The sequence below is a fragment of the Hungatella sp. SB206 genome, from assembly GCF_051132295.1.
Classification (GTDB): domain Bacteria; phylum Bacillota; class Clostridia; order Lachnospirales; family Lachnospiraceae; genus Hungatella; species Hungatella effluvii.
This window is the reverse complement of sequence record NZ_CP096603.1, coordinates 4,917,717-4,941,210: the sequence shown is the minus strand read 5'-3', so window position 1 is coordinate 4,941,210 and position 23,494 is coordinate 4,917,717. Positions and strand designations below refer to the sequence as shown.

Here is a 23,494-nt window from a genome sequence, read left to right as displayed (position 1 = left end):
AAAGAAGGAAGTGCAATGAAAAAGATCATTCCCCGACAATTGGAGAGGAGAAAAATACTAGCCTTTCTGCTGGCTGTACTGATTACTCTGCTGTCTGGTTTTATCTGCTGGGGGGCTTACCAGCGTGAGGCGCGGCAGACAGTATCGGGAATCAGCGAAGTTTATTTACGGGAAATGACGGCACAGATGAATGAACAATTTAAAAATAATATTGATGGACAGTTTGCACAGCTGCGGACTGTGGCCAATTCCCTGTCGGATACAGAATTGTCGGATAAGGCCAATCTGGTAGATTTTCTGGCTAGGATTCAACATGATAACGATTTTACCCATGTAGCCCTTTTGAATGATAAAGGAGTCGGTTATTCACCAGATGGAACACTTCAGGTGATATCCAAGCTATCAGGACTGGACCAGCTTTTTACGGGAACGGAACGGCTGGTATCATATAATGAAACGATATGGGACAGCAATATAATTCTTCTCGGCACCTCCATGGATCCCAGAAGCCTTGGAGATGAGAAACTGGTGGCGGTTATGGCGGGGATTGATACGGAAGTGGTTGGCGAAAAACTGGCATTGAGTAAGGAAGGAATGGATGCCTATGCCAATGTTATTACGCGAAACGGAGATTTTGTAATCAAAAGTAAGTATTCCAATGATTTGATAAAGGGTTCCAACCTGTTTACCGTTATGAGCAGGGAGGCTGATTTTGATGAGGGGTATGATCTGAAAACACTGCAAATGCAAGTGATCAGTGGAGAAGAGGGGATGGTATCCCTAAAACTTGGCCCCAGGCACGAGTATCTCTATTACGCACCTGTACCGGGCACAGAGTGGTATATATTTACCAGTATGGCCTATGCCACCGTTAATTCCAAAGTATCTGCCCTGAGCCGGTTTTTGATAGTTCTCTCACTTGGAATTTTAGCCGCTATCCTGTTGATGCTCTTCTTTTTATTTACCATGTATCAGAAAAATGAGCGCCTCCATCAACGTCTGCTAATGGAGGCAAAGGAAAAGGCTGAACAGGCCAGTCAGGCGAAGAGCAGTTTCCTTTCTCAAATGTCCCATGAGATTCGCACGCCGATGAACGGCATCATTGGAATGGCGGAAGTGGGAAAGCGGCATATTGGGGATCCGGAGCGTATGAAAAGCTGCCTTGAAAAAATCAGTCTGTCTTCCCGCCATTTACTGTCTTTGCTCAACGATATTCTGGATATGTCAAAGATTGAGAGCGGGAGGATCGAACTGCACAGGGAGATATTTGAACTGGGGCATCTGTTAAAGGTCCTGTCTGTCATATTTTACAATCAGGCCAAGGAACGGAAGATAGAATACGACACGTTATTATCCGGCAGGCTGGAGGAGAACTTAACGGGAGACAGTATGCGCTTAAATCAGATTCTGACTAATCTGCTTTCCAATGCCATGAAATTTACACCAGACGGAGGTCGTGTAGTGCTGTCAGTGGAGGAACTGAGACGGGAAAACGATAAAATATGGATACGTTTTGAGGTACGTGACAACGGCTGTGGGATTGCTGAAGAGAACAGAGACCGAATTTTTGAGGCTTTTACTCAGGAACATAGCGGAATTGCGCGCCAGTACGGAGGAACGGGTCTGGGGCTTCCAATTACAAAGAACTTTGTCGAATTGATGGGGGGAACCATTGAGGTGGAGAGTCGGGCTGGCGCCGGCAGCATCTTCCGTGCCGATATACCCTTTGATACGGTTTTGGACGGAGGCGTCGGCAACAGAGAACAGTGGGGAGAGGACCGGCGCATTCTGGTGGTGAATCCGGTGATGAATCGGCAGTCCCATATAGTTTATGTACTGGAGAGCGCGGGATATACCGTAGATTTTGCTGTATCAGAATCCGAAGTTATGGAAAAAGTAGTGGCTGCCGCTGGTGACGGCAATCCTTATCACATGTGCCTCGTCAGGTGGAATGTTTTGCCCGGATTAGAACTTTTTGCAGCAGAAGTCCGTCGCACAGCCGGTTGTACGGGGCTTAAGATAGTTGTAACCGGATACGACCGGGACGATTTAGATGAGGCTGTCCGTTTGTGTGGTGCCTCTGGCTTACTGTGCCAGCCGGCTTTTCGCAGTGATGTGGAGGAACTGCTTCGGAATGTAGAGGCGGGGCAAGATACGAAAGCCGAAGAGATTCAGTCCCGACATTTAGAGGGTAGACGGATATTGATTGTAGATGATAATGAGCTGAATCTGGAGATTGCTGTGGAATTGTTAGAGATTTCCGGCGCGCAGATTATAACCGCTGTGGATGGCAGAGATGCTGTTGAACATTTTTCTTCCTCACCGGAGGGATTTTATGATATTATATTAATGGATGTACAGATGCCTGTACTGGATGGACTGAGCGCTTCGAGGGAGATCCGGGGGCTGCCAAGGAAGGATTCCGCATCGGTGTCAATCATTGCAATGACAGCCAATTCATTTCAGGAGGATATTAAACAGTGCCTGGACAGTGGAATGGATGGCCATATTGCAAAACCGTTTATGTTGGATGATGTTTACCGGTGCTGTGATGAAGTGTTAATGAAGAAAAGCGGGGAAAAGGATGAAGAACGGCGTAGTAAAATACGAACGAGTCTATGAAATTTTGAAAAACAAAATAATATGCGGCCTGCTGTCCCCGGGTACGACGCTGCCTGGGAGGGCCAATTTATGCAGGGAATTTGATACCTCTGAACGGACCGTGAGACGGGCGGTGGAGATGTTGGAGCAGGAAGGTTTTTTGGAGGTAGTTCCAAAGAAGCGGCCTGTAGTTGCTGCTGATTATATGAACAGATGGCAGGAGGGGAAGGAAGAACGGAAACAGGTCGATGCCGTTGCAGCCAACGATATCTTAAAATCGGGTATTCTTCTATGCTATCCGGTTAACCGCCGTGGAATGTTCCTGTGTAAAGGCGATGACTGGAAAATTCCCGAGACGATAGTGGAAAACATGGATGTAGATGACCCAATTGGATTCTGGCGTTTGTCCAACCGCTTATGGCGCTTCTTTATTTCCAGAAATGAAAATGAGCTGGCACTGCGTGCTGTGGACAGTCTTGGGCTGGGAGAAGTCGATCCTCTGCCGGCTGCAAGGAAAAACAGGGTTGATTATCTGGAAGGCTTAAAAAAATTGATAGAGACAGTAAAGTGTGGCGGCAGACCGGAGGAAGTTCATTTTGATGCGCTTTTTTCGATTTATGGTATTGTTTTAGATCGAATTGAGGGAGAACCGGTCTGCCGTGTCACTCCGGATTCTCCTTTAAGAGTGGGAACGAAGAATTTTGAACGTCAGTTCAGAAAATCACAGGAACGGTATTCCAGCGTCTATTTAGACATTTTAGGCCAGATATCCATAGGGCGCTGCCAGCCAGGCGACAGGCTTCCGACACATGAGGAACTTCAGAAGATATATGGTGTCAGTATTGATACGACTATCAAAGCAATCAGAATTTTACAGGACTGGGGAGTGGTGACTGCATCACCAAGAAACGGAATTTTTGTGGCAAAAGATTTAGAGGGGCTGCAGAAAATCTGTATTGAACCGGAACAGATCGCCAGCCACGTAAGACGTTATTTCGACAGCCTGGAGCTTGTGGCGATGACTGTTGAGGGAGTGGCAGAGCATGCGGCGGAAAACGCCAGTCCTGATGACGCGCGCAGGCTGTGGTCGGTTATGAACAGTCAGTGGAACGATCCTTTTTATCATCAGCTTATTCCACTTACACTGTTAGAATTTATTACAGACCATATTCACTACAATGCTCTTAAGGCTGTTTATGATTTGCTGCTTAAAAATTACAGCATAGGGAGAGGGATTCCCAAGCTTGTACAAAAAGATAAAACCCCTGTAAACAGTGAACTGTACCGACAGTGTATGGAAGTGACCAGAATGCTGGCAAAAGGTGATAAGAAGCTTTTTGCTGCTCATGCATCCGCTGTATTTCAGAAGATTCATTGGCTGGTTATTCAGGAATGCAAAAGGCTGGGGTATTGGGACAGTGCGATGAACGTGTATGACGGAACCGCATTATGGAAGTGATTTAACTGGTCTGTTTCGGGACTGCTGTTAAAAAAATGTTAAAAAATGCTTCAAAAAAGCGATGGCTGTAATAAAAGGTTACGGCAGAAGCTGTTTCATGTTATACTGTAACAGTCAATTTATTATAGAAAGGACTGAGGTTTACCTATTGAAAAATTCCCTGCTAAAATTGAGAGAGAAACTGACGGAAGCGCTTAATTCCGTACTCCCGATCATCGGAATTGTCATGATTCTGTGCTTCACGATCGCTCCCATTTCCCCCAGTATTTTACTGTGCTTTCTGATGGGTGCTGCCATGATCATCGTAGGCACCATGTTCTTCACGCTCGGGGCGGAGATCAGTATGACTCCCATGGGCGAAAGGCTGGGCACGGCCATTACGAGGAGTAAAAAACTGAGCATTATCGTTATACTGGGATTCGTACTGGGATTCATCATCACGATTTCGGAACCGGATCTTCAGGTGCTGGCGGAACAGGTGCCGTCCATACCGAACCGGACTCTGATCCTGTCGGTGGCGCTGGGCGTTGGTGTATTTCTCGTCATTGCACTTCTGCGTATGCTGTTTAGCATTGCGCTGCCTCACATGCTGATTGTATTTTACATTCTGGCATTTGTTCTTACACTGTTTGTTCCGCAGAGCTTTCTGGCAGTGGCCTTTGATTCCGGCGGCGTGACGACGGGCCCTATGACGGTGCCGTTTATCATGGCTTTTGGTATCGGTATTTCCGCCATACGTAATGACCGGCATGCGTCGGACGACAGCTTTGGCCTGGTGGCACTCTGCTCCATAGGCCCGATTCTTGCAGTACTTATCCTTGGAATGATTTACAGGCCCAATGAAAGTGCCTATATTCCGCCGGTCCTTCCGGAGATCAGCAATTCCGTAGAATTATGGGAGCTGTTCCGCGTCGGACTTCCTGCCTATATTAGAGAAATTGCCGTATCGCTTTTTCCCATAATCCTGTTTTTCGGTATTTTCCAGATCGCAGTTCTCAAACTTTCAAAGAGAAATTTAAGAAAAATCATTGTAGGTCTCGTCTATACGTACATCGGCCTCGTGCTGTTTCTGACTGGTGCCAATGTGGGCTTTATGCCGGCCGGTAATTACCTTGGACAGGTGATCGCCTCCCTGGATTACAACTGGATTATTGTTCTGATCGGTATGCTGATTGGATTCTTTATCGTCAAGGCGGAACCGGCTGTTTACGTATTGAACAAACAGGTGGAAGAGATCACGGATGGCGCCATTCCGGCCAGAGCGATGAGTATCAGCCTTTCCGTTGGCGTGGCCGTATCCATCGGAATCGCCATGCTGCGGGTGTTGACGGGAATCTCCATCCTGTGGTTCATCATCCCGGGATATGCGATTGCGCTGGGACTTTCCTTCTTTGTGCCGAAGATATTTACGGCCATCGCCTTTGACTCCGGCGGGGTGGCTTCCGGCCCGATGACCGCCACATTTCTTCTGCCGTTTGCGCAGGGAGCCTGTACCTCGGTGGGCGGAAACATTGTCACTGACGCCTTCGGCGTGGTCGCTATGGTTGCCATGACTCCGCTGATTACCATACAGATTCTGGGCATGATCTATCAGATGCGGCAGAGATCCGCACCGAAAGACCAGACATTTTCCGAGCCGGCGCTGGACTTCGACCAGCTTGACGATGATGCGATCATCGAACTTTAATGGCAGTATAGCTGCAATAAAGCAGCACAGATAAGATTCCGAAAGAAAGGACTGCAGTATGAGCGAACTGTATTTAATGGTTACAATCACGGAAAGAACCGCGGTAAAAAAGTTTCATACTCTGTACGGCCATCACGGGGCGGATGTCGCCTTTATAACCGTGGGTAACGGGACCGCGGTCAGCGATACCCTGGACTATTTAGGGCTGGAGGAGACGGAGAAGGCTGTCATGCTGTCTGTGGTGACTGGCTCCGTATGGAAAGAAATAAAATCAGATCTACAGAAGCATTTAAAAATTGACGTTCCGGGCACGGGCATAGCCTTTATTATTCCGCTCAGCAGCATAGGAGGCAAGAAGCCTCTGCTGTTCCTGACGGAGAATCAGAATTTTGAAAAAGGGGAGGAAAGCTCATTGAAAGACACGAAATACGAACTCCTGATTGTGATTGCCAACCAGGGATATACCAACATGGTTATGGACGCAGCCCGGGAGGTGGAGGAAGTCGGAGGAACCGTGATCCACGCCAGAGGCACAGGCTTAGAGCGTGCGGAGAAGTATCTCGGCGTCTCCCTCGTGGCGGAAAAGGAGATGGTGTTCATCGTCGTAAAGAGCGGCATGAAGAGCCTTGTCATGAAAAATATCATGGAAAAAGCCGGTCCGGCAAGCAAAGCACGGGCCGTAGCGTTTTCGCTCCCCGTGACGAGCACGGCGGGCATGCGCCTCATGGAAGAGGCAGAGGACGATAACGATTAGGCAGGAGAGCGAAAGACCATGGAACCATACTATTACAGCCAGATGAACAAGACAGAGCAGAGCGCATATCACGCCATGAAAACCGGTCTGACGGCGCTCGCTCCGTCCTTTGCGGTTCCGCGGCTGGAAAACCGGGAACTGGCGGATATCTTTTTCAAGCTCCGCCTGGACCGCCCCGAACTGTTTTACGGTACCGGATTCCACTACCGTTTTTACCAGAATTCCGGCAGCGTGGAGATGATACCGGAATACTTATTTGACAAGGGAAAGGTGAAAGAACATCAGAAGGCGATGAACGCCAGAACGGCCAAGCTGGTTCGCCCGGCCGAATCTATGACAGAGTGGGAGAAAGAACGGTATATTCATGATTTTATCTGTACCAGCGTCCGCTACGACAAGCTGAAGAAGCCGTATTCCCATGAGATCATCGGCCCCCTGGGTCAGGGCGTGGGCGTCTGTGAGGGGATCGCCAAGACGGTGAAGATTCTCTGTGATGCCCTGGGAATCTGGTGCATGATAGCTATATCCGAAGCCAATCCGGAAAAGGGTATCAAATACCGCCATGCCTGGAATATCGTGAAAATCGGCGGCCGGTATTACCATCTGGATGCCACCTTTGACAACAGCCTGGGCCATGGAGAGACCATCCGCTACGACTACTTTAACCTGGGGGATAAGCAGCTGTTCCGCGACCACGAGCCGGTGCTTTATCAGGCCCCGCCATGCGGCGACGGAGACCATTTCTATTACAGGGAAAATAAGCTTTCCTTTACAAAGACGGAGGACGTGGCCAAACGCGCCGCGCAGGCAGTCAAAAAAGGAAAGCCGCTTATTTTCCACTGGAGAGGCGGTTATCTGACACGGGACACGGTGACGGAACTCTTAAATCTGATGGAGGAGGCCGCAAGGCAAAAGGGGAAACACGTCCGGGCGGGACTCAACTGGCCCCAGGCGGTTTTTTTTGCTGAATTCACCGAGGTATTGCCGGAAGAAGAACTGCTGATGGAGAATGCGAATGAAGGGGAGGTACTCTAATAATAAGAATTCGGCGAAGACGCAAAGCTGTCTACCACCAGCTCCAGAAGATCTCCGCGGTTGATACTTTCCGAGTATTCGAATGGTATGCCGCGCTGGTACGTCGTTCTGTTAAAGATCAGCAGAGGGGCTCCCGGATTGACATTCAGCAGCCGTGACTCCATGAAGCCGGCGATTCCGGCGGAGATGATGTCTTTGCCGTTTTCAAAATTGATATCATATTGTTCCTTCAGAAACCGATATAAAAAGTAGATTTCCCCGTTGTGCCGCTCCAGGCCGGGCGCGATCTCCGGCAGCACGTAGCTGACCACATAGGCGAAAATCGTATCGTTTACCATCTTGACGCGCTGGAGACGGTACACGTCGCTTCCGTTCTCGATGTTTAAGGCCCTGGCCACTTTCAGTTCGGCCGGAATCATGTCGATCACGGCGCCCTGGGCGCTGACGGAACAGTCGCCTTCCAGACGGAACTGCGTGGTCACGGAGGCCTGGTTTTTAACGCTGAGAAACTTATAGGGTGTGATGGATTTTGCCGCCTGGAGTACCTTTGTGCCTCTCCCCTGATGAACTTCCACGATATGCTCGTCCCTGAGCAGGTTGACGGCGTTCCGTATGGTGGTCCGGCTGACGCCGTAGATCTCCATCAGTTCATTTTCCGGAGGAAGAAAGGAATCCGTCGGATATTTTGACGACAAGATATCTGCCTTGATCGCATTGTAAACCGATACATATTTTGGTGCGTTTTTATCCAAGATCATTGCCTCCTGTCTGTGTTTTCTACCGAACAAAAAAGCTGTCCATCAGGCCATTATAAAAGACGTACCAGGGAAAGTCAATAGATTACGGGAATAAAAGATATGTTTTGAATACCTTTGCAGCGCTCTAAGAAAGCTGATCTGCGCTTGTCCATTCAAACGGTCCCTCCATGGTCACCGCGATTTGATAGACGTCCGGCCGGAAGCTGGACTCGGAATACTCCATAATCCCACCTTCCCAGTAGGCGGTCCGCTGAAACGTAAGGAGCGGAGACCCGGGAGCGACTCCCAGCAGACGCGATTCCAGAAAGCCGGAACCAGCCGAGGATATCGTTTCCTCCACCTTCGCAACAGTGAGTCCGTAATTTTCCTGCAGACAGCGGTACAGAATGAAGAATTTCCCACTGTGCTGCTCCAGGCCCGGGGCCAGAGGGCACGGCACATAGCTGGTGACGTAGGCAAACACCATATCATTTAAGCTTTTTATACGCTGAATCCTGTAGACTTCGGAGCCGACGGCTACGGAGAGGACCCCGGCGATCTTTATTTCCGCAGGTACCACATCAACGAGGGCTTCCTGAGTGATGATCTCCCCCTCCACCAGCGGAGCTCCCCGAAAATCGGTTATGTGATTAAAATTTCTGAATTCCTGGAAGGGATAAGGCCGCGACCATTTCTTGGGACTGATCACCTCAGTACCCTTTCCCTGCACGGATTTTACAAGCCCATCCTCCTGAAGGAGGGCGATCGCTTTTCTTATCGTAGTGCGGCTCGCCGAATACAGCTGCGTGAGCTCACCCTCCGTGGGAAGAAGACTGCCTGCACCATAGTTTTCGGAAGCAATCCTTTCTTTTATATCACTGTAAATTTCCATATATTTTAATTTGTTCTTAGTCTGTATCATCAAACAATACCTCCATAAAATAAAACATGATGAATTACATGGAAACAAAAAGGTATGATTTTAATACCTTTTATAATCCTATACATATCACAAAATAAATACAAATACAAGAAATAAGAGGAGAAAACCGTGACAAAATCGATAAAATAGCAAATTACATAAAAATAAACCGGCATAATTGTGAAAAAATACCATTGAAAAATGGCGTTAATATGGTAATCTTGTGTAAGATGAATTAGATATGAATTTGTATTTGAAATGTATCTTGAACATCGGAGAAGCCAAACACAGGCGGTCACAATCGTGATCAGAACAAGGAGGAAGGTATAATGAAGCTGAAAAAAGTATTGGCAGCGGCTATGGCGGTGACTATGCTGGGCAGTCTGACAGCATGCGGAGGCAATGGGGGGAGTGGTGAAGCAGCGGCGGCAAAGGCTCCGGCGGGGAAGGAAGCTTCCACAGATGGATCTAAAACCGTCAACATTGCAATGACAACTACAATGGGGGACTTAGACCCGTTTGCACCGCCCACACAGGGGCGCAATTTCCTGCGGTATGCAGTCTATGACAATATCGCCATATTTAAGGATTTCGGAACCAGTTGGGATCAGATGCAGTGGGTTTTGGCAAAGAACATCGAGCAGAAGGATGATGTAACCTTCGAGATCGAGCTTTACGACTACATACACGATGCGTTGGGGAATCCGATTCATGCGAGTGATGTGGTGTTCTGTTTAAACAGCATTTCCGAATCGGGCAACTTCACGAGGTTTACAAACTACATGGAATCGGCCACTGTGATCGACGACAATCATCTGGAGGTCAAGCTAAAGACAACTACCGTTGGCGCCTTTGAATATATGCTGGCCCAGTGCTGTATCGTGAGCCAGAAGACGTATGAGGAACATAAAGATCAGTTTTCCACAAAGCCTATCACCTCAGGAGCCTACCAGGTGACAGAATGTGTCTCTGGTTCCTATTACGTGCTGGAGAAAAATCCGGATTACTGGCAGACGGATAAGAACTTAAGGAGCTATACAGCCAACGCGTATGACCAGGGCGTGGACAAGCTTGTTTACAATGTTGTCACAGAGGCCAGCCAGGCGACCATTGCCCTTCAAATGGGAGAGAACGACATCATTACCGTCTGCAATAACGCGGAGATCGGTTACTTCATGAACCAGGACGGCACGCCAACCGATGGCTATAGTGTAAACAAGGTATTATCCTCAGCCCCTATGCTTCTCGCGTTCAACATGGATGAAGGCCAGATGTTTGACGGTAACCTGGCGCTGCGTCAGGCCATCTGCTACGCCATCAATCAGGAAGATATCATTGCCGGCGGCTTAAGAGGTAACGGCGAGGCAATCAAGGATTTAGGGGATAAGCTGTGCGGCGATTACAATCCGGAATGGAATGAGGAAGATTACTATGATTTCGATCTGGACAAAGCGAAAGCCATGCTTGAAGAGGCGGGATATCCGGGAGGAATTGATCCGGCGACGGGAGCGCCTCTCCATATCCGCCTTATGATCGACCAGCAGTACAAGGACACCGCTGTGGTGATCCAGAGCCAGTTAATCGCAGCAGGACTGGATGCAGAAATCAATGCCTACGATAACTCTCTGCTGGCAGCGTATCAGTATGACCCGGCCCAGTGGGATTTATACGTATTCATTCAGGGAACCGAGTGCTACGTAACGAGTATTTACGATGGAATTTTTGACGCGGGCGCGGATGGGAAAGCTCCGAAGTGCTTCGTAAAGGATGAAACACTGCAGGGGCTGGTAGAAGCGGCCCATGAAATCAGCACGCACGGCGACGAGACGGTAGAAGCGCTCCATGATTACGTCCGTGACAATGCATACGCATATGGACTCTATCAATCCTATACCTTCTCCGTAGGACGCGATACCATCGGTCTCGTCAATCACCCGTGGGGACAGCTGGTAGGACCGGCGTGCGACTATACGAATTTTAAGTGAGGTCTATTCTATGGGTAAATATATTGCAAAAAGAATTCTGTGGCTGATTCCGGTTGTTGTGGGCGTGACCTTCCTGATCTTCACGATTATGTTCTTCATTCCCGGCGATCCGGTGGCCATCATGCTTGGGTCCAGTGCAACACAGGCGGAGATTGAACAGGCGAGGGAGATGCTGGGCTTAAACGGCTCGTATCTCCACCGGTTCTGGAATTACGCCAGCGGAGTATTTTTACGCTTTGACCTGGGAACGTCCTTTCAGTACGGAACCAGCGTGACAGCCGATATGCTGACGCGCTTTCCCAGAACATTTACGCTGGCCGTGGCCAGTATGCTGATTTCCGTCTGTGTGGGGGTGCCGCTTGGGGTTATCGCGGCAACCCACCAGAATACGGTTTCCGACCGTGCTTCCATGATCGTCGCTATGTTTGGCGTATCCATGCCATCCTTCTGGCTGGCGATTCTGCTGGTACTTTTATTTTCCATGAAGCTGGGGCTGCTCCCCTCTTATGGAATCGGAGGATTGAAATTCTATATCCTTCCGGCTATCGCCAACTCCTTCGGCGGAATCGCCGGATTCGCCAGACAGACGCGGTCCAGCGTGCTGGAGTGCATCCGGGCGGATTATGTAACGACGGCGAGGGCCAAGGGAGTAAGTGAGAAGAAGGTCCTTATGGGGCATATTCTTCCGAACTCCATGATTCCGATTATCACCTACGCAGGCACACAGTTCTCCGGACTTTTAGGAGGTGCTATTGTCATTGAAAACGTATTTACAATTCCCGGAATCGGCACCTATATGGTGCAGGCAATCAATTACCGCGATTACGGGGCGGTACAGGGATCCGTCATCTTCTCGGCGATCACCTTCAGTGTGGTCATGCTGATCGTGGATGTCATCTACGCCTATGTCGACCCCAGAATCAAAGCCCAGTATGAGAATAAGCAGAGGAGTACAAAGAATGGGAAAAATAAAGAGTGAATCCATGTTTTCGATCTTTTTGAGAAGAATGGTAAAGCGGAAAGAAGCCATGTTCGGCCTGTCCATTCTGATTATCCTGGCGGTCCTGGCTATCCTGGCCCCCTATATCTGCCGCTATAACTACGCGGAAATGAATCTGCAGAATGCCTTTGCCCCGCCTTCAAGGGATCACTGGCTGGGAACGGATTCCATGGGCAGAGATATGCTTTCGAGAATTTTATACGGCGGACGCTTCTCCCTTTCTGTCGGTATTGTATCCGTGGCCATCTCGGGAACCGGCGGCCTGATTCTGGGCTCCATTGCCGGGTTCTTCGGAGGAAAGGTGGATAACTTAATTATGCGTTTCCTGGATATATTCCACTCCATTCCCCAGGTGCTCATGGCTATCTGCGTGTCCTCCGTTCTGGGAGCTGGGTTCTTTAAGACGGTTCTGGCAGTGGGAATCGCGGGAATCCCCAACTTTGCCCGGACGATCCGCGCCAATATCTTAGCCATCCGCGGACTGGAATACATAGAGGCGGCGGAGTCCATCAACTGCGGAAATGCGAGAATCATCTTCCGGCACGTCATCCCCAATGCTATCACGCCGTTCATCGTCCACTGCACCCTGGCGATTGCCGGCGGCCTGATCGTCTCAGCGACCTTAAGCTATATCGGTCTTGGCGTTCAGCCGCCGCTTCCGGAATGGGGAGCCATGCTGTCCGATGCCAGATCCTACGTGCGGCAGTACCCGTATCTGATGATCTGTCCCGGCGTGTTTATTATGATTGTCGTCATGTCGTTTAACCTGATCGGGGACGCGGTCCGTGATGCACTTGATCCGAAGCTGAATAAGTAACTCATAACAAAGAGGTGTTTATATGAAAAATGAAAAGATCGAAACAGATTCCTTCCTGTCGGTAAAGGATCTGGTCGTGGAATATACGATGGAGGGAGAAGTCGTACATGCGGTGAGCAGCGTCTCCTTTCATTTGGAAAGGGGGAAGACGCTGGCGCTGGTCGGAGAGACGGGAGCCGGCAAGACTTCCATTGCAAAGGCAATCCTGCGCGTCCTTCCCGATCCGCCTGCCAGAGTGCCGTCCGGAAGCGTGTATTTAGACGGCGTGGATTTGCTGCAGTTGAAAGAGGACGAGATGCGGAAGGTCAGGGGAAATAAGATATCCATGATCTTTCAGGACCCGATGACAGCGCTTAACCCGGTCAAACGGGTGGGAGAGCAGATCGCCGAGGGAATCCGGCAGCATCAGAAGATAAGCCGGGCGGAAGCTTTAAACCGTGCTTGTGACATGCTGAACATGGTAGGTATCTCAGATGACCGCGTAAACGATTACCCGCACCAGTTTTCAGGCGGAATGAAGCAGCGGGTGGTCATAGCCATGGCGCTGGCCTGCAGTCCAGACCTGCTGCTGGCGGACGAGCCGACAACGGCTCTGGATGTGACGATTCAGGCCCAGGTTCTGGAGATGATCAAGGCGCTGAGAGACAAGATGAATACGGCCATGATCATGATCACCCACGACCTGGGAGTCGTCGCCGATGTGGCGGACGACGTAGCGGTGGTCTATGCGGGGGAGATCATTGAGTACGGATCGAAGGAAGCTGTTTACGACAATCCTTCCCATCCCTATACGCAGGGGCTATTTGGCGCGCTGCCGGATTTGAGCAAGGAGGTCCGCAGGCTGAATCCCATCGAGGGCCTGCCGCCGGATCCCGTCCATCTGCCCGAAGGCTGTTCGTTTAACCCAAGATGCCCCCATGCCACAGAAGAATGCAGTAAGCATGCGGTTCCCCTGAAAGAAATGGAACCTGGCCATTTGACGCGCTGTTTAATAGCGGGTGCAGTTCAGAAAAAGGAGGATTGACATGGAAGCATTGATCGAAGCACGAAATTTAAAAAAACATTTTGATTCTCCAAAAGGAAAAGTACACGCGGTGGACGATATATCCTTCAAAATTATGCCGGGCCGTACCATGGGGGTGGTCGGTGAGTCAGGCTGTGGTAAATCCACTCTGGGGCGGACGATGATCCATCTTCTGCAGAGCACGGAGGGCTCGATTTACTTCGAGGGAAAAGACGTGACAAAGGTGAAGGATAAGGCGCTGATGCAGCTCAGAGAGAAAATGCAGATCATTTTTCAGGATCCGTATGCTTCCTTAAACCCGCGTATGACAGTAAAAACCATTATCCAGGAACCATTGATTCTGTCGAAACGTTTCTCGGACAGAGGCTCCTTAGAGGCGGAGACCGTCCGGCTCATGGATCTGGTGGGAATCGAAGAGCGTCTTAGAAATGCATATCCCCATGAATTGGACGGCGGACGCCGCCAGCGTGTGGGAATCGGCCGGGCGCTGGCCCTAAATCCGAAGTTTGTGGTATGTGACGAGCCGGTATCCGCCCTGGATGTGTCCATCCAGGCGCAGATTCTGAATCTGCTCATGGATTTACAGGATGAATACCATCTAACCTACATGTTTATTACTCATGACTTGTCGGTCGTACGCCATATTTCCCATGATATCTGCGTCATGTATTTAGGCCAGCTGGTAGAGACGGCACCGTCGAAAGAGCTGTTTAAAAAGCAGCTGCACCCATATTCCAAGGCGCTGCTCTCCGCGATTCCGTCGGTGGATATCCATGCGAAGAGAGAGCGGATCATCTAAAAAGGGGAGATCACCTCCCCGGTTAATCCGAAACCAGGTTGCAGATTCGCTTCCCGATGCCCCTACGTGTGCGGCAAATGCCACGAGCCGCAGCATCTGGAGGAACTGCTGCCAAACCATTTCGTTTCCTGCTGCCGCGCCGGAGAAATCAATGGTCTTTAACGTTACTGGCAGAAGGGACGGTAACCTTTTCGGATCAGTATCAGCAGAACAATATCAGCAGAACAGGAGACTTGAAATGAGCGGTAGTATAGCACTGAAAACAGGCAAAACAGAAGAAAAGGTCCCTGATAAAATATGGAACGCCTCCTTTATCAGCGTATTTATCGCCAATATGCTGATGTTCATGGGGCAGCAGATGATGAATACCCTGGTGGCGAAGTACGCCAACCATCTGGGAGCCGCGCCCATTATCGTGGGTCTGGTGACCAGCGCGTTTGCTTACACGGCGCTGATATTCAAGATCTTTGCAGCGCCTGCCATTGATACGTTCAACAAACGGTATATTCTGGTATGCGCCATGCTGGTCATGGCGGCGTCCTATGCCGGATATAGCTTTTCCGGGTCCATCCCGGTGCTTCTGGCCAGCAGGCTGCTTCAGGGGGCCGGGCAGGCGTTTTCGGCCACGTGTTGTCTGGCGCTGGCTACGGACACGCTGCCTCCGGATCGTCTGGGAACCGGTATATCCTATTTTTCCCTGGCCCAGGTGATCTGCCAGTCCATAGGGCCCACCATCGGTTTGTCGCTGTCCAGAACGATCGGCTACCATTACACGTTTATGATCGGCGCGGTTACCATGTGCCTGGCGGCGGTGGCGGCCAGCCGGATCCGCAACAAGCATGTCAAAGCCGTGAAACGGTACAGTATTTCCCTGGACAGCATTATCGCCAAGGAGGCCATACTCCCCGCCGTGCTGATGTTTTTGCTCTGTATGGTTTATTACAACATCACAACCTTTCTCGTTATTTACGCGGAGGAAAGGGGATGCGGCATGAACATCGGGTATTTCTTCACTGTCTATGCCGTAACGCTCCTGGTGACCAGACCGGTGATCGGCAGATTCGGCGATAAACACGGTCTGGTAAAGATATTTATTCCCGCCATGTTCTTCTTTGCGCTGGCATTTTTACTGATCAGCTTTGCAACCAACATCTGGATGTTTTTGCTGGCGGCCTTTGTCTCGGCGTTCGGATACGGCGCCTGCCAGCCGTCGGTACAGACGCTGTGCATGAAATGTGTACCAAAGGAAAAGCGGGGAGCCGGCAGTTCCACCAACTACATCGGCCAGGACCTCGGAAACCTGGTGGGACCGCTGATTGCAGGATCTCTTGCAGGCCGTTTCGGCTATGCGGCCATGTGGAGAATCATGATCATCCCGGTAGCATTGGCACTGCTTATCGTGCTCGTGTTCCGAAACAGTATTCATTCAGCCGGTCAGGCGAAAGAGGAGGCAGTTTGATGAATCGAAAAGATTACTGGTCTCCGGAGACGAATCCGGAGACAGGGGAGAAGTTTGCCAGAGTGCTGGAATATTTCCATACAGCCCATAATGGCAGCGCGGATATCGACAGTATGATTAACAGTCCGTACGGGGAAGAATGTGCCAGACGGATGCAGCTCCGTTTTAAATACGAACACGACGCCATGGGCGAGGCCGCAATGGAGTATTACAGGGCCTGCGGCCTGAAGAAAGAGATGTACGACGGTGATGATTACTACGCCCGCTGGGTGATCCTGACACCTCTGGAAATGGAGACAGAGGAAGGCAGAAAGAAGAAATATCCGATTGTCTTCTATAACCACGGCGGCGGCAATTCCATTGAGTGTGAGGAATTTTCCCTTGGCTTTGCCGAGCTGGCGGGAAGAGATAAATTCATGGTGGCCTATTTGCAGAATACCAACTGGGAGAATTTTGAACGCGTGCTGGATTTCATCGGCGGGAAATACCCCCTGGACCGGGAGCGTGTCTATCTCTGCGGCTATTCCCAGGGCGGTTACCAGGTTACCTCCACCTATTTTCGGATTCCTCAGAAGCTGACGGCAGTGGGACCATGCGGCAATGATATCTACAGGGAATATGATAATTTCAACGTCCCCTACACACCGGAGGAAATACAGAACTTAAAGGACGCCCTGGTACCCCTCATGCAGGTGGTAGGCGTGTGCGAGGCCTCCAGCTTCGTTCCGGTCAATGACTGGAGGCCGAGAAAGGACTGGGGAAGAGAATGCAGCGGGGAAACGTATCTGGATGACCGCCGCGACGACTCCAAGGACCCGACCCGGATTCACGGCGGCCGCCGCAGATTCAGCGACATGCCGGTTCCGCCTGAGGGCGAGGACAAGCACGAATGGATGATACGCCGGCTGAACATGCGCATGGATACCCTGAACTGCGAACCAAGAGACGCCGGGACGTGCCTCTCTTATCTAAATACGCCGGAGGATGAACTCCACCACGTCCTGGGATTCTACGGAGATGAAGAGGAGATCACCTGGCACTACGGCTATAAATACTACACACTGAATATCTGGAACCGGGATAACTTAAACGCGTTCCGTTATGTTGCGGTGGAAAACAATCCCCACTGGCCGCCTGTTCTCATGGCGGAGCTGCTGTGGGACTTCTTCAGACAGTTCCGGAGAGACAGTGGGACGGGGAGGATTGTGGAGGAGGAGTATTGCTGCTCCTGAAGTGAACTGTACGGTGCTGCAGCTTGTTAATAAGTAGAAAAAGGAACGGAGGTTGTGCAACTGCCGTTCCTTTTAGATATTGTTCTAGTATCTGCTCTCGTCTGAAAATCTGTAATATCTCTGGCATTTCCCAAATGAACAAGCCGAAATAATATTAGAAATGAAACATTTCATATCTGTAAGCGAAAAATGTCAAAAAAACAGGTAATACTGCACAAAATAAGGTCGATATAATGACCTTAATATAGAAAAAATAATGCAGTATTGACTGCAAAATCAGAGTGAGTTACACTTATTTCATAAATAAATGAAACGTTTTAAAAATACATTGTATTGGATAGTTTGTCAGTCCAGAGGTGGAGTTTATGTCTACGATAAAGGATGTAGCAAGAGAAGCTGGTGTATCGTTAGGAACGGTCTCCAACGTTTTAAACGGCAAGCCCAATGTGAAAAAAGAAAACAAGGAGAAAGTTCAAAAAGCAATTCGGAAAGTAGGGTTTCAGTATAATATGGCTGCGAGCTTCCTTCGAACGAAGACGTCGAAAAATATTGGACTGATTATTCCCAGTATAACGAATCCATACTATCCGGAGCTGGCGCGGGGAGTGTCGGATTCGGCACGGATCGCATCTTTAACAGTTTTTTTGTGCAACGATGACAGAGATGTCAGCAAGGAACATCGGTATGTGGACGAACTTTTGAGCAAAGGGGTTGACGGTATTATTCTGGTGAAGCCTCAGATGAACCTGACGGAGCTGCAGGAATTAAACAGACACACAGCCCTGGTTCTGGTCGATGTAGGAGAAGACATAGGCACAGAGTTTCATGTGATTAATGTCTGCGACGAACAGGGGATTATTCAGGGAATGACTTTGCTTCGACAGTATGGACATAAAAAAATTGCATTTGTCAGCGGACTTCTGGAATCCTATTCCAGCAAATGCAGGGTGCAGACTTATCGAAGATGTCTTGCGGATTATGGGTTTGATTATCGGCCTGAATATGTGATCAGCGGGAACTATGACTGGCAGAGCGGATATACAGCGGCCAGGCAGCTGATGCAGTTGGATGATCCGCCCACCGCAATTTTTACTTCCAATGATTTGATGGCCTTGGGAGCAATCAAGTCTACTCTGGAAAAAGGGATTCGTATACCGGAGGAACTCTCAATTCTTGGGTTTGATGATATAGACATGAGTAATTTGTGCACACCGGCACTCACCACAATTCATCAGCCCAAGTATGAAATTGGAATCGAAAGCATGAATATGCTGCTTGCCTGTATGAATGGAGAAACACCGAAAAATGGAATGAAAACAATTTTGGAGACGAGACTGGTTTTCAGGGATAGTGTGGGATATGCATAAAAGATTTTATTTAACTTTAAAATGAAACGTTTCATTTTAAGAAGGAGGGTGTCATGCAAAAAGAATTAATTTACATTGGTAGTGATCATGGCGGTTATCTTCTAAAGCAGGCGATTAAAGACTGCCTTGATCATAAAGGGATTCCATATAAGGATGTGGGATCAAATTCCGCGGAGATCGTGAGATATCCCACATATGCAGAAGCGGTGGCTGTGGCGGTATCGGAACACCGTGCATCAAAAGGAATACTGATCTGCTCTACTGGAATTGGCATGAGTATTGTGGCAAACCGTTTTAAAGGGGTTCGGGCTTCACTTTGTACTGACAGTTATATGGGGAGAATAACCAGGGCACATAATGATTCCAATATACTGTGCTTAGGAGGAAAAATAACCGGAGAATTGGAAGCACTGGATATTCTGGAGAACTGGCTGAGTACAGAATTTGAAGGGGGACGTCACTCGATTTCTCTGGGTATGATTGAAGCGCTTGATAACGACAGAATTTAAGAAGAAATGGAGGAAGCGAAAAGAAGAAATGGAGGAAGCGGTGTGAAGATTGCAGTAACCGTTGGCAGTGATCAGGCAGGAGATTCTGCGTTTGTAGTTTGGCGTGGATTTGAAAAGTCGATACGAAAGGCCGCAGAATTTGGTTATGATGGGGTAGAGTTGGCAATGCGGTCCGCGATGGATGTGGCCGCCGGTGATTTAAAAAGATGGTTGGCTGAAAGCAGGATGGAGGTAAGCTGTATTACCACCGGTCGGATGTTTGCAGAAGATCATCTGTATTTTACACATTCCGACCCGGATATCAGGAAAAAGGCTGTTTCTGCTTATCAGCAGCTTATCGATATGGCATCTGATTACTGTGAGTTAATCAACATCGGACGGGTCAGAGGGGGGGTGGGGGAAGGACAATCAGAAGAGGAGGCAGAAAAACTCTTTTCAGATGCTTTTCAGCAGTTATGCAGCTATGCTGAAAGAAAGAAAATTCAGGTTCTGATAGAACCGGTGAATCGGTACGAGATGAATTTTATTAATAACCTGGATCAGGGGGCGGCGTTTTTGTCTCGTTCTGGCTACTCAAATGGGGGGCTCCATGCGGATGTCTTCCATATGAATATTGAAGATGACCGGATTGGTGAAAGTTTTATAAGAAACAGAAAATGGCTGAAGTATGTACATATAGCCGATTCAAACAGGCTTGCTCCCGGTTTTGGTCATCTGGATTTTGAAGAGATATTCGGAGCACTGAAAGCGGCGGATTACAATGGGTGGATATCGATGGAAATACTGCCGGGAAATGATCCGGACATGGCGGTTAAGAAGGCGATAGAATACGTTTTGCCATGGTGTGTTCCAGTAAATTGAGAGAAAGGGGGATATAAAAACAATGGAGAGGGTCCGTAGTGTAGCGGATTTGGACCAACTGTGCAGGCATTTCCGCAGGGAGTTAATTGAACTTCTGCACAGCAAAGGAACTGGGCATCCGGGGGGATCCCTATCCTGTGTGGAACTGTTGACAGCCCTGTACTATAAGATCATGAGAGTGGATCCAAAGAATCCCGAACGAGAAGGGAGAGACCGTCTAATACTTTCCAAAGGACATGCGGCACCGATTCTGTACTGTGTTCTGGCAGAAAAAGGGTTCTTTCCTGCTGCGGAGCTGACCACATTTCGTCAAACCGGAAGCCGTCTGCAGGGGCACCCGTGCCGTCATAAGACTCCAGGTATTGAATGCTCTTCCGGACCGTTAGGGCTGGGACTGGGAGCAGGTCTTGGGATGGCACTGGCAGAAAAATTGAAGAAGAGTGATGCCAGAATTTATGTAGTCATGGGGGATGGGGAAATACAGGAAGGTGCTGTCTGGGAATCAGCAGCGGCGGCAGCCAAGTACAGACTTGATAATCTAACCGCTATTCTCGATTTTAATGGTGTTCAGCTGGATGGCACATTGGAAGAAATTATGCCGCCTGGAGATTTAACGAAACGGTGGGAGGCGGCCGGATGGAATGTGGTAAACTGTGATGGTCATCAGATTTCTCAAATTATTGAGGCCATTCGGATTGCAGGAGAGTGCAAAGAGAAGCCAACAATTGTCATTGCAAAAACCATAAAAGGAAAAGGGATATCCTTCATGGAAGGCAGGCACCAGTGGCATGGAAAAGCAATCAATGATGAAGAATTCGAACGGGCGATGCAGGAACTGGGGATAGAGAGGGGGGAGTGGAATGGGGGATTCCATTCGTGATGCTTATGGAAATGCACTGGCAGAACTGGGAAGAACAAATGAAAGAGTAGTTGCTCTGGAAGCTGATGTGGGAGGCTCTACAAAATCCTCTGTTTTTGGAGGCGAATTCCCGGAACGATATTTTAATATGGGGATTTGTGAACTGGGGATGGTTAATGCTGCTGCAGGACTGGCGATAGAAGGATTTGTTCCATTTGTGAATACGTTTGCGGTTTTTATGACCTCCAGAGCACTGGATCCGATTCAGAGTATGTTGGCGTATGACAGCTTGAATGTCAAACTGGCTGGAGCATACTGTGGCTTATCTGATTCTTTTGATGGAGCCAGTCACCAGGCAATTACGGATCTTGCTGTTATGAGAGCGATACCAGGCATGACGGTGGTATCTGTCTGCGATGCGGCAGAGACGAAGGCAGCAGTTCAAATACTGGCGGAATATCAGGGGCCTGTCTATTTAAGACTCAGCAGGGCCGAGGCGCCTGTAATCTATAAAGATGGCTGCAATTTTCAGCTTGGTAAAGGGATTGTATGCCAGGAGGGCTGTGATGTGACTTTGATCGGAACCGGAACCGTTGTATCACGCTGCTTAGAGGCGGCAGAAAGACTGAAGGAACAGGGAATCAGTGCTGCTGTGATCGATCTGCATACAATAAAACCGATTGATGAAGCATTAATTCTTAAGTATGCAGAAAAGACGAAAGCCATTGTTACAGTAGAAGAACATTCTGTTTTTGGGGGGCTGGGCAGTGCAGTGGCAGAAGTCATAGTAAGAAAATATCCCGTTCCCATGGATTTTATCGGAATTGAGACATTTGCCGAATCGGGAGCCTATGAGGAATTACTGGATAAGTTTGGATTAGGAATAGCTAAGATAACAGGAGTGTGTAAACAGATAATTCACAGAAAGTGAGAAGGAAAGAGGTTTCGTTATGAGAAAAAGCGGAAAAATGAAAATCGTGGCAGTTGCATTATCACTATGCTGTACGGCCGTTTTGGGAGCATGTGGTTCGGGAAGCAGTCAGACAAAGGCGAGCGGGGAGACGACTTCTGGCAGTCAGGTTGTGACAGAGTCAGAAAATAAGACAGTAGGAGCCAAAAAGCAGGAAGAAGGGCTTACCGGAGAACTGAATATTTTTGTGCATGTTGGATCAATGGATATAAATCCTGTCGTAGAAAAGATGAAGGAAGAAAATCCAAATTTGAAGATTAATGTAGAACTGGGTTCGGCAACCCAATACGAGACTGTACTTAAAACAAAACTTTCAGCCGGAGAAGCGCCGGATATTATGACGGTCTGGCCGGGAAGCCGTACGTCTGACTATGCACAAAAAGGTTATTTGGAAAAATTGACGGATGAGCCATGGGTTTCCAGAATACCAGGAACCATTAATTCTGAATTCTCTTATGAAAACGACCTGTACGCCATGTGTTTTAACGTAGGCGGAGAAGGACTTCTTTATAACCAGGACCTGTTTGATCAGTTGGGGTTATCCGTGCCGCAGAATTTTGATGAGCTGCTTGCAGTCTGCGAGACATTCCAGAAAAATGGAGTGCAGCCATTCGCATCAGGTTTCAAAGATGACTGGGTAATTATGAGATATACGAATTCAGCTTTTGCAACACTGGGATATGGCAGAGAACCAGATTTTGATAAAAAGCTTGCTTCTGGAGAACTGGACTTCTCTTATCCGGGCTGGGTTGACCTGTTTGATAAATATGGTACTCTACTGGACAAAAAATATTTTGGAGATGCAATTCTGTCGACAGACAGTTCCCAGGCAATTGCCGATTTTGCAACGGGAAAAACGGCAATGATGATTCACACATCTTCCACAATATCGGAAATCAGAAAGGTTGCTCCGGACATGAATCTGGGGTTGACAGCTACACCCGTTAATAATGCAGGTGAAGAACTGTATGCCAACTGGAAGAGTGGTCTTGGATTTGCAGTGAGCAGCAAATCGAAAAACAAGGAGGCGGCGAGGCGATTCATGGAAATATGGTCTGATCCGGAAGTCAATGAGGCTTTGTATCGCGACAATGCGCAGCCTACAATTTTGACGGATGTGCCTGCAACTGGAACGGATCCTGCTTTACAGGATTTCTACAGTAAATTTGTGAGTACGGAAAAATTTGCGCTGGGCGCTCATGACCGGTGGCCGGCGGGAATGTCTAACAACTGGAAAAAGAAACTTCAGGAATTTGTAGGCCGTCAGATTGACACAAAACAGATGATTGACTGGCTTAATGAAGAGTATCAGAGCATGAAATAAATCTGAAGAGAAGGAGTATGAATATCTATGGTCAGGCGAAAAAGAATTTTTTATCAATCACTGCTGTTTATGTTGCCTGCCATCCTGCTTGTT

At 48.8% G+C, this 23,494-nt stretch carries 19 protein-coding genes and 1 pseudogene; 18 read left to right on the top strand and 2 right to left on the bottom strand.

The window, feature by feature from the left end; genetic code table 11:
* Positions 1-15: 15 nt before the first annotated feature.
* The 5 genes from M1L66_RS21975 to M1L66_RS21955 all read left to right on the top strand — a co-directional run bounded on the left by M1L66_RS21975 (position 16) and on the right by M1L66_RS21955 (position 7,536).
* Positions 16-2,622 carry an ATP-binding protein gene (locus tag M1L66_RS21975; protein WP_434688205.1) on the top strand — a complete coding sequence of 869 codons (2,607 nt, stop codon included), beginning with the start codon at positions 16-18 and terminating at the stop codon, positions 2,620-2,622.
* Positions 2,585-4,060: a GntR family transcriptional regulator gene (locus tag M1L66_RS21970; protein WP_434688203.1), complete on the top strand. Its 1,476-nt coding sequence runs from the start codon at positions 2,585-2,587 to the stop codon at positions 4,058-4,060. The genes M1L66_RS21975 and M1L66_RS21970 overlap by 38 nt, the downstream gene beginning before the upstream one ends.
* Before the next feature lie 148 nt (positions 4,061-4,208).
* On the top strand, positions 4,209-5,747 hold the full coding sequence (locus M1L66_RS21965; RefSeq protein WP_432764168.1) for a DUF1538 domain-containing protein: 1,539 nt from the start codon (positions 4,209-4,211) through the stop codon (positions 5,745-5,747).
* A 58-nt stretch (positions 5,748-5,805) separates the two neighbouring features.
* Positions 5,806-6,501 carry a P-II family nitrogen regulator gene (locus M1L66_RS21960; RefSeq protein WP_434688201.1) on the top strand — a complete coding sequence of 232 codons (696 nt, stop codon included), beginning with the start codon at positions 5,806-5,808 and terminating at the stop codon, positions 6,499-6,501.
* Between the two features lie 18 nt (positions 6,502-6,519).
* Positions 6,520-7,536 (top strand): transglutaminase domain-containing protein, encoded by a 1,017-nt coding sequence (locus M1L66_RS21955; RefSeq protein WP_187018737.1) that lies wholly within the window; start codon positions 6,520-6,522, stop codon positions 7,534-7,536.
* Here M1L66_RS21955 and M1L66_RS21950 read toward each other — a convergent pair.
* A complete protein-coding gene (locus tag M1L66_RS21950; protein WP_187018739.1) occupies positions 7,533-8,288 on the bottom strand; it encodes a GntR family transcriptional regulator in 756 nt (251 codons plus the stop codon). The genes M1L66_RS21955 and M1L66_RS21950 overlap by 4 nt on opposite strands.
* Positions 8,289-8,418: 130 nt before the next feature.
* Positions 8,419-9,195, bottom strand: coding sequence for a GntR family transcriptional regulator (locus M1L66_RS21945; RefSeq protein WP_434688198.1), 777 nt, complete (start codon positions 9,193-9,195; stop codon positions 8,419-8,421).
* Positions 9,196-9,524: 329 nt separating this feature from the next.
* On the opposite strand from M1L66_RS21945, the gene M1L66_RS21940 reads away from it, so the two are divergent.
* From M1L66_RS21940 to M1L66_RS21880, 13 genes and pseudogenes are all read left to right on the top strand, one after another.
* Positions 9,525-11,180, top strand: coding sequence for an ABC transporter substrate-binding protein (locus M1L66_RS21940; RefSeq protein WP_434688196.1), 1,656 nt, complete (start codon positions 9,525-9,527; stop codon positions 11,178-11,180).
* Positions 11,181-11,190: 10 nt separating this feature from the next.
* Complete coding sequence (locus M1L66_RS21935) at positions 11,191-12,159, top strand: ABC transporter permease (protein ID WP_187018745.1); 969 nt, start codon at positions 11,191-11,193, stop codon at positions 12,157-12,159.
* Positions 12,140-12,997: an ABC transporter permease gene (locus tag M1L66_RS21930; protein ID WP_187018747.1), complete on the top strand. Its 858-nt coding sequence runs from the start codon at positions 12,140-12,142 to the stop codon at positions 12,995-12,997. Before M1L66_RS21935 ends, M1L66_RS21930 begins: the two co-directional genes overlap by 20 nt.
* Before the next feature lie 22 nt (positions 12,998-13,019).
* A complete protein-coding gene (locus M1L66_RS21925; protein ID WP_187018749.1) occupies positions 13,020-14,021 on the top strand; it encodes an ABC transporter ATP-binding protein in 1,002 nt (333 codons plus the stop codon).
* A 1-nt stretch (position 14,022) separates the two neighbouring features.
* Positions 14,023-14,982: pseudogene (locus tag M1L66_RS21920) on the top strand (ABC transporter ATP-binding protein).
* 76 nt (positions 14,983-15,058) lie between these two features.
* The gene (locus M1L66_RS21915; RefSeq protein WP_434688193.1) at positions 15,059-16,279 is read left to right on the top strand and encodes an MFS transporter; all 1,221 of its coding nucleotides are present in this window, start codon (positions 15,059-15,061) and stop codon (positions 16,277-16,279) included.
* Complete coding sequence (locus tag M1L66_RS21910; protein ID WP_434688191.1) at positions 16,279-17,511, top strand: hypothetical protein; 1,233 nt, start codon at positions 16,279-16,281, stop codon at positions 17,509-17,511. Before M1L66_RS21915 ends, M1L66_RS21910 begins: the two co-directional genes overlap by 1 nt.
* A gap of 365 nt (positions 17,512-17,876) precedes the next feature.
* Positions 17,877-18,878, top strand: coding sequence for a LacI family DNA-binding transcriptional regulator (locus M1L66_RS21905; RefSeq protein ID WP_187018758.1), 1,002 nt, complete (start codon positions 17,877-17,879; stop codon positions 18,876-18,878).
* Between the two features lie 53 nt (positions 18,879-18,931).
* Positions 18,932-19,387: a ribose 5-phosphate isomerase B gene (gene rpiB, locus M1L66_RS21900; RefSeq protein ID WP_187018760.1), complete on the top strand. Its 456-nt coding sequence runs from the start codon at positions 18,932-18,934 to the stop codon at positions 19,385-19,387.
* Between the two features lie 42 nt (positions 19,388-19,429).
* The gene (locus M1L66_RS21895; protein ID WP_187019604.1) at positions 19,430-20,248 is read left to right on the top strand and encodes a sugar phosphate isomerase/epimerase family protein; all 819 of its coding nucleotides are present in this window, start codon (positions 19,430-19,432) and stop codon (positions 20,246-20,248) included.
* Positions 20,249-20,270: 22 nt separating this feature from the next.
* Complete coding sequence (locus M1L66_RS21890) at positions 20,271-21,128, top strand: transketolase (protein ID WP_434688188.1); 858 nt, start codon at positions 20,271-20,273, stop codon at positions 21,126-21,128.
* Positions 21,109-22,038 carry a transketolase family protein gene (locus tag M1L66_RS21885; protein ID WP_434688186.1) on the top strand — a complete coding sequence of 310 codons (930 nt, stop codon included), beginning with the start codon at positions 21,109-21,111 and terminating at the stop codon, positions 22,036-22,038. Before M1L66_RS21890 ends, M1L66_RS21885 begins: the two co-directional genes overlap by 20 nt.
* Positions 22,039-22,057: 19 nt before the next feature.
* Positions 22,058-23,401, top strand: coding sequence for an ABC transporter substrate-binding protein (locus M1L66_RS21880; RefSeq protein ID WP_434688184.1), 1,344 nt, complete (start codon positions 22,058-22,060; stop codon positions 23,399-23,401).
* Positions 23,402-23,494: the final 93 nt, after the last annotated feature.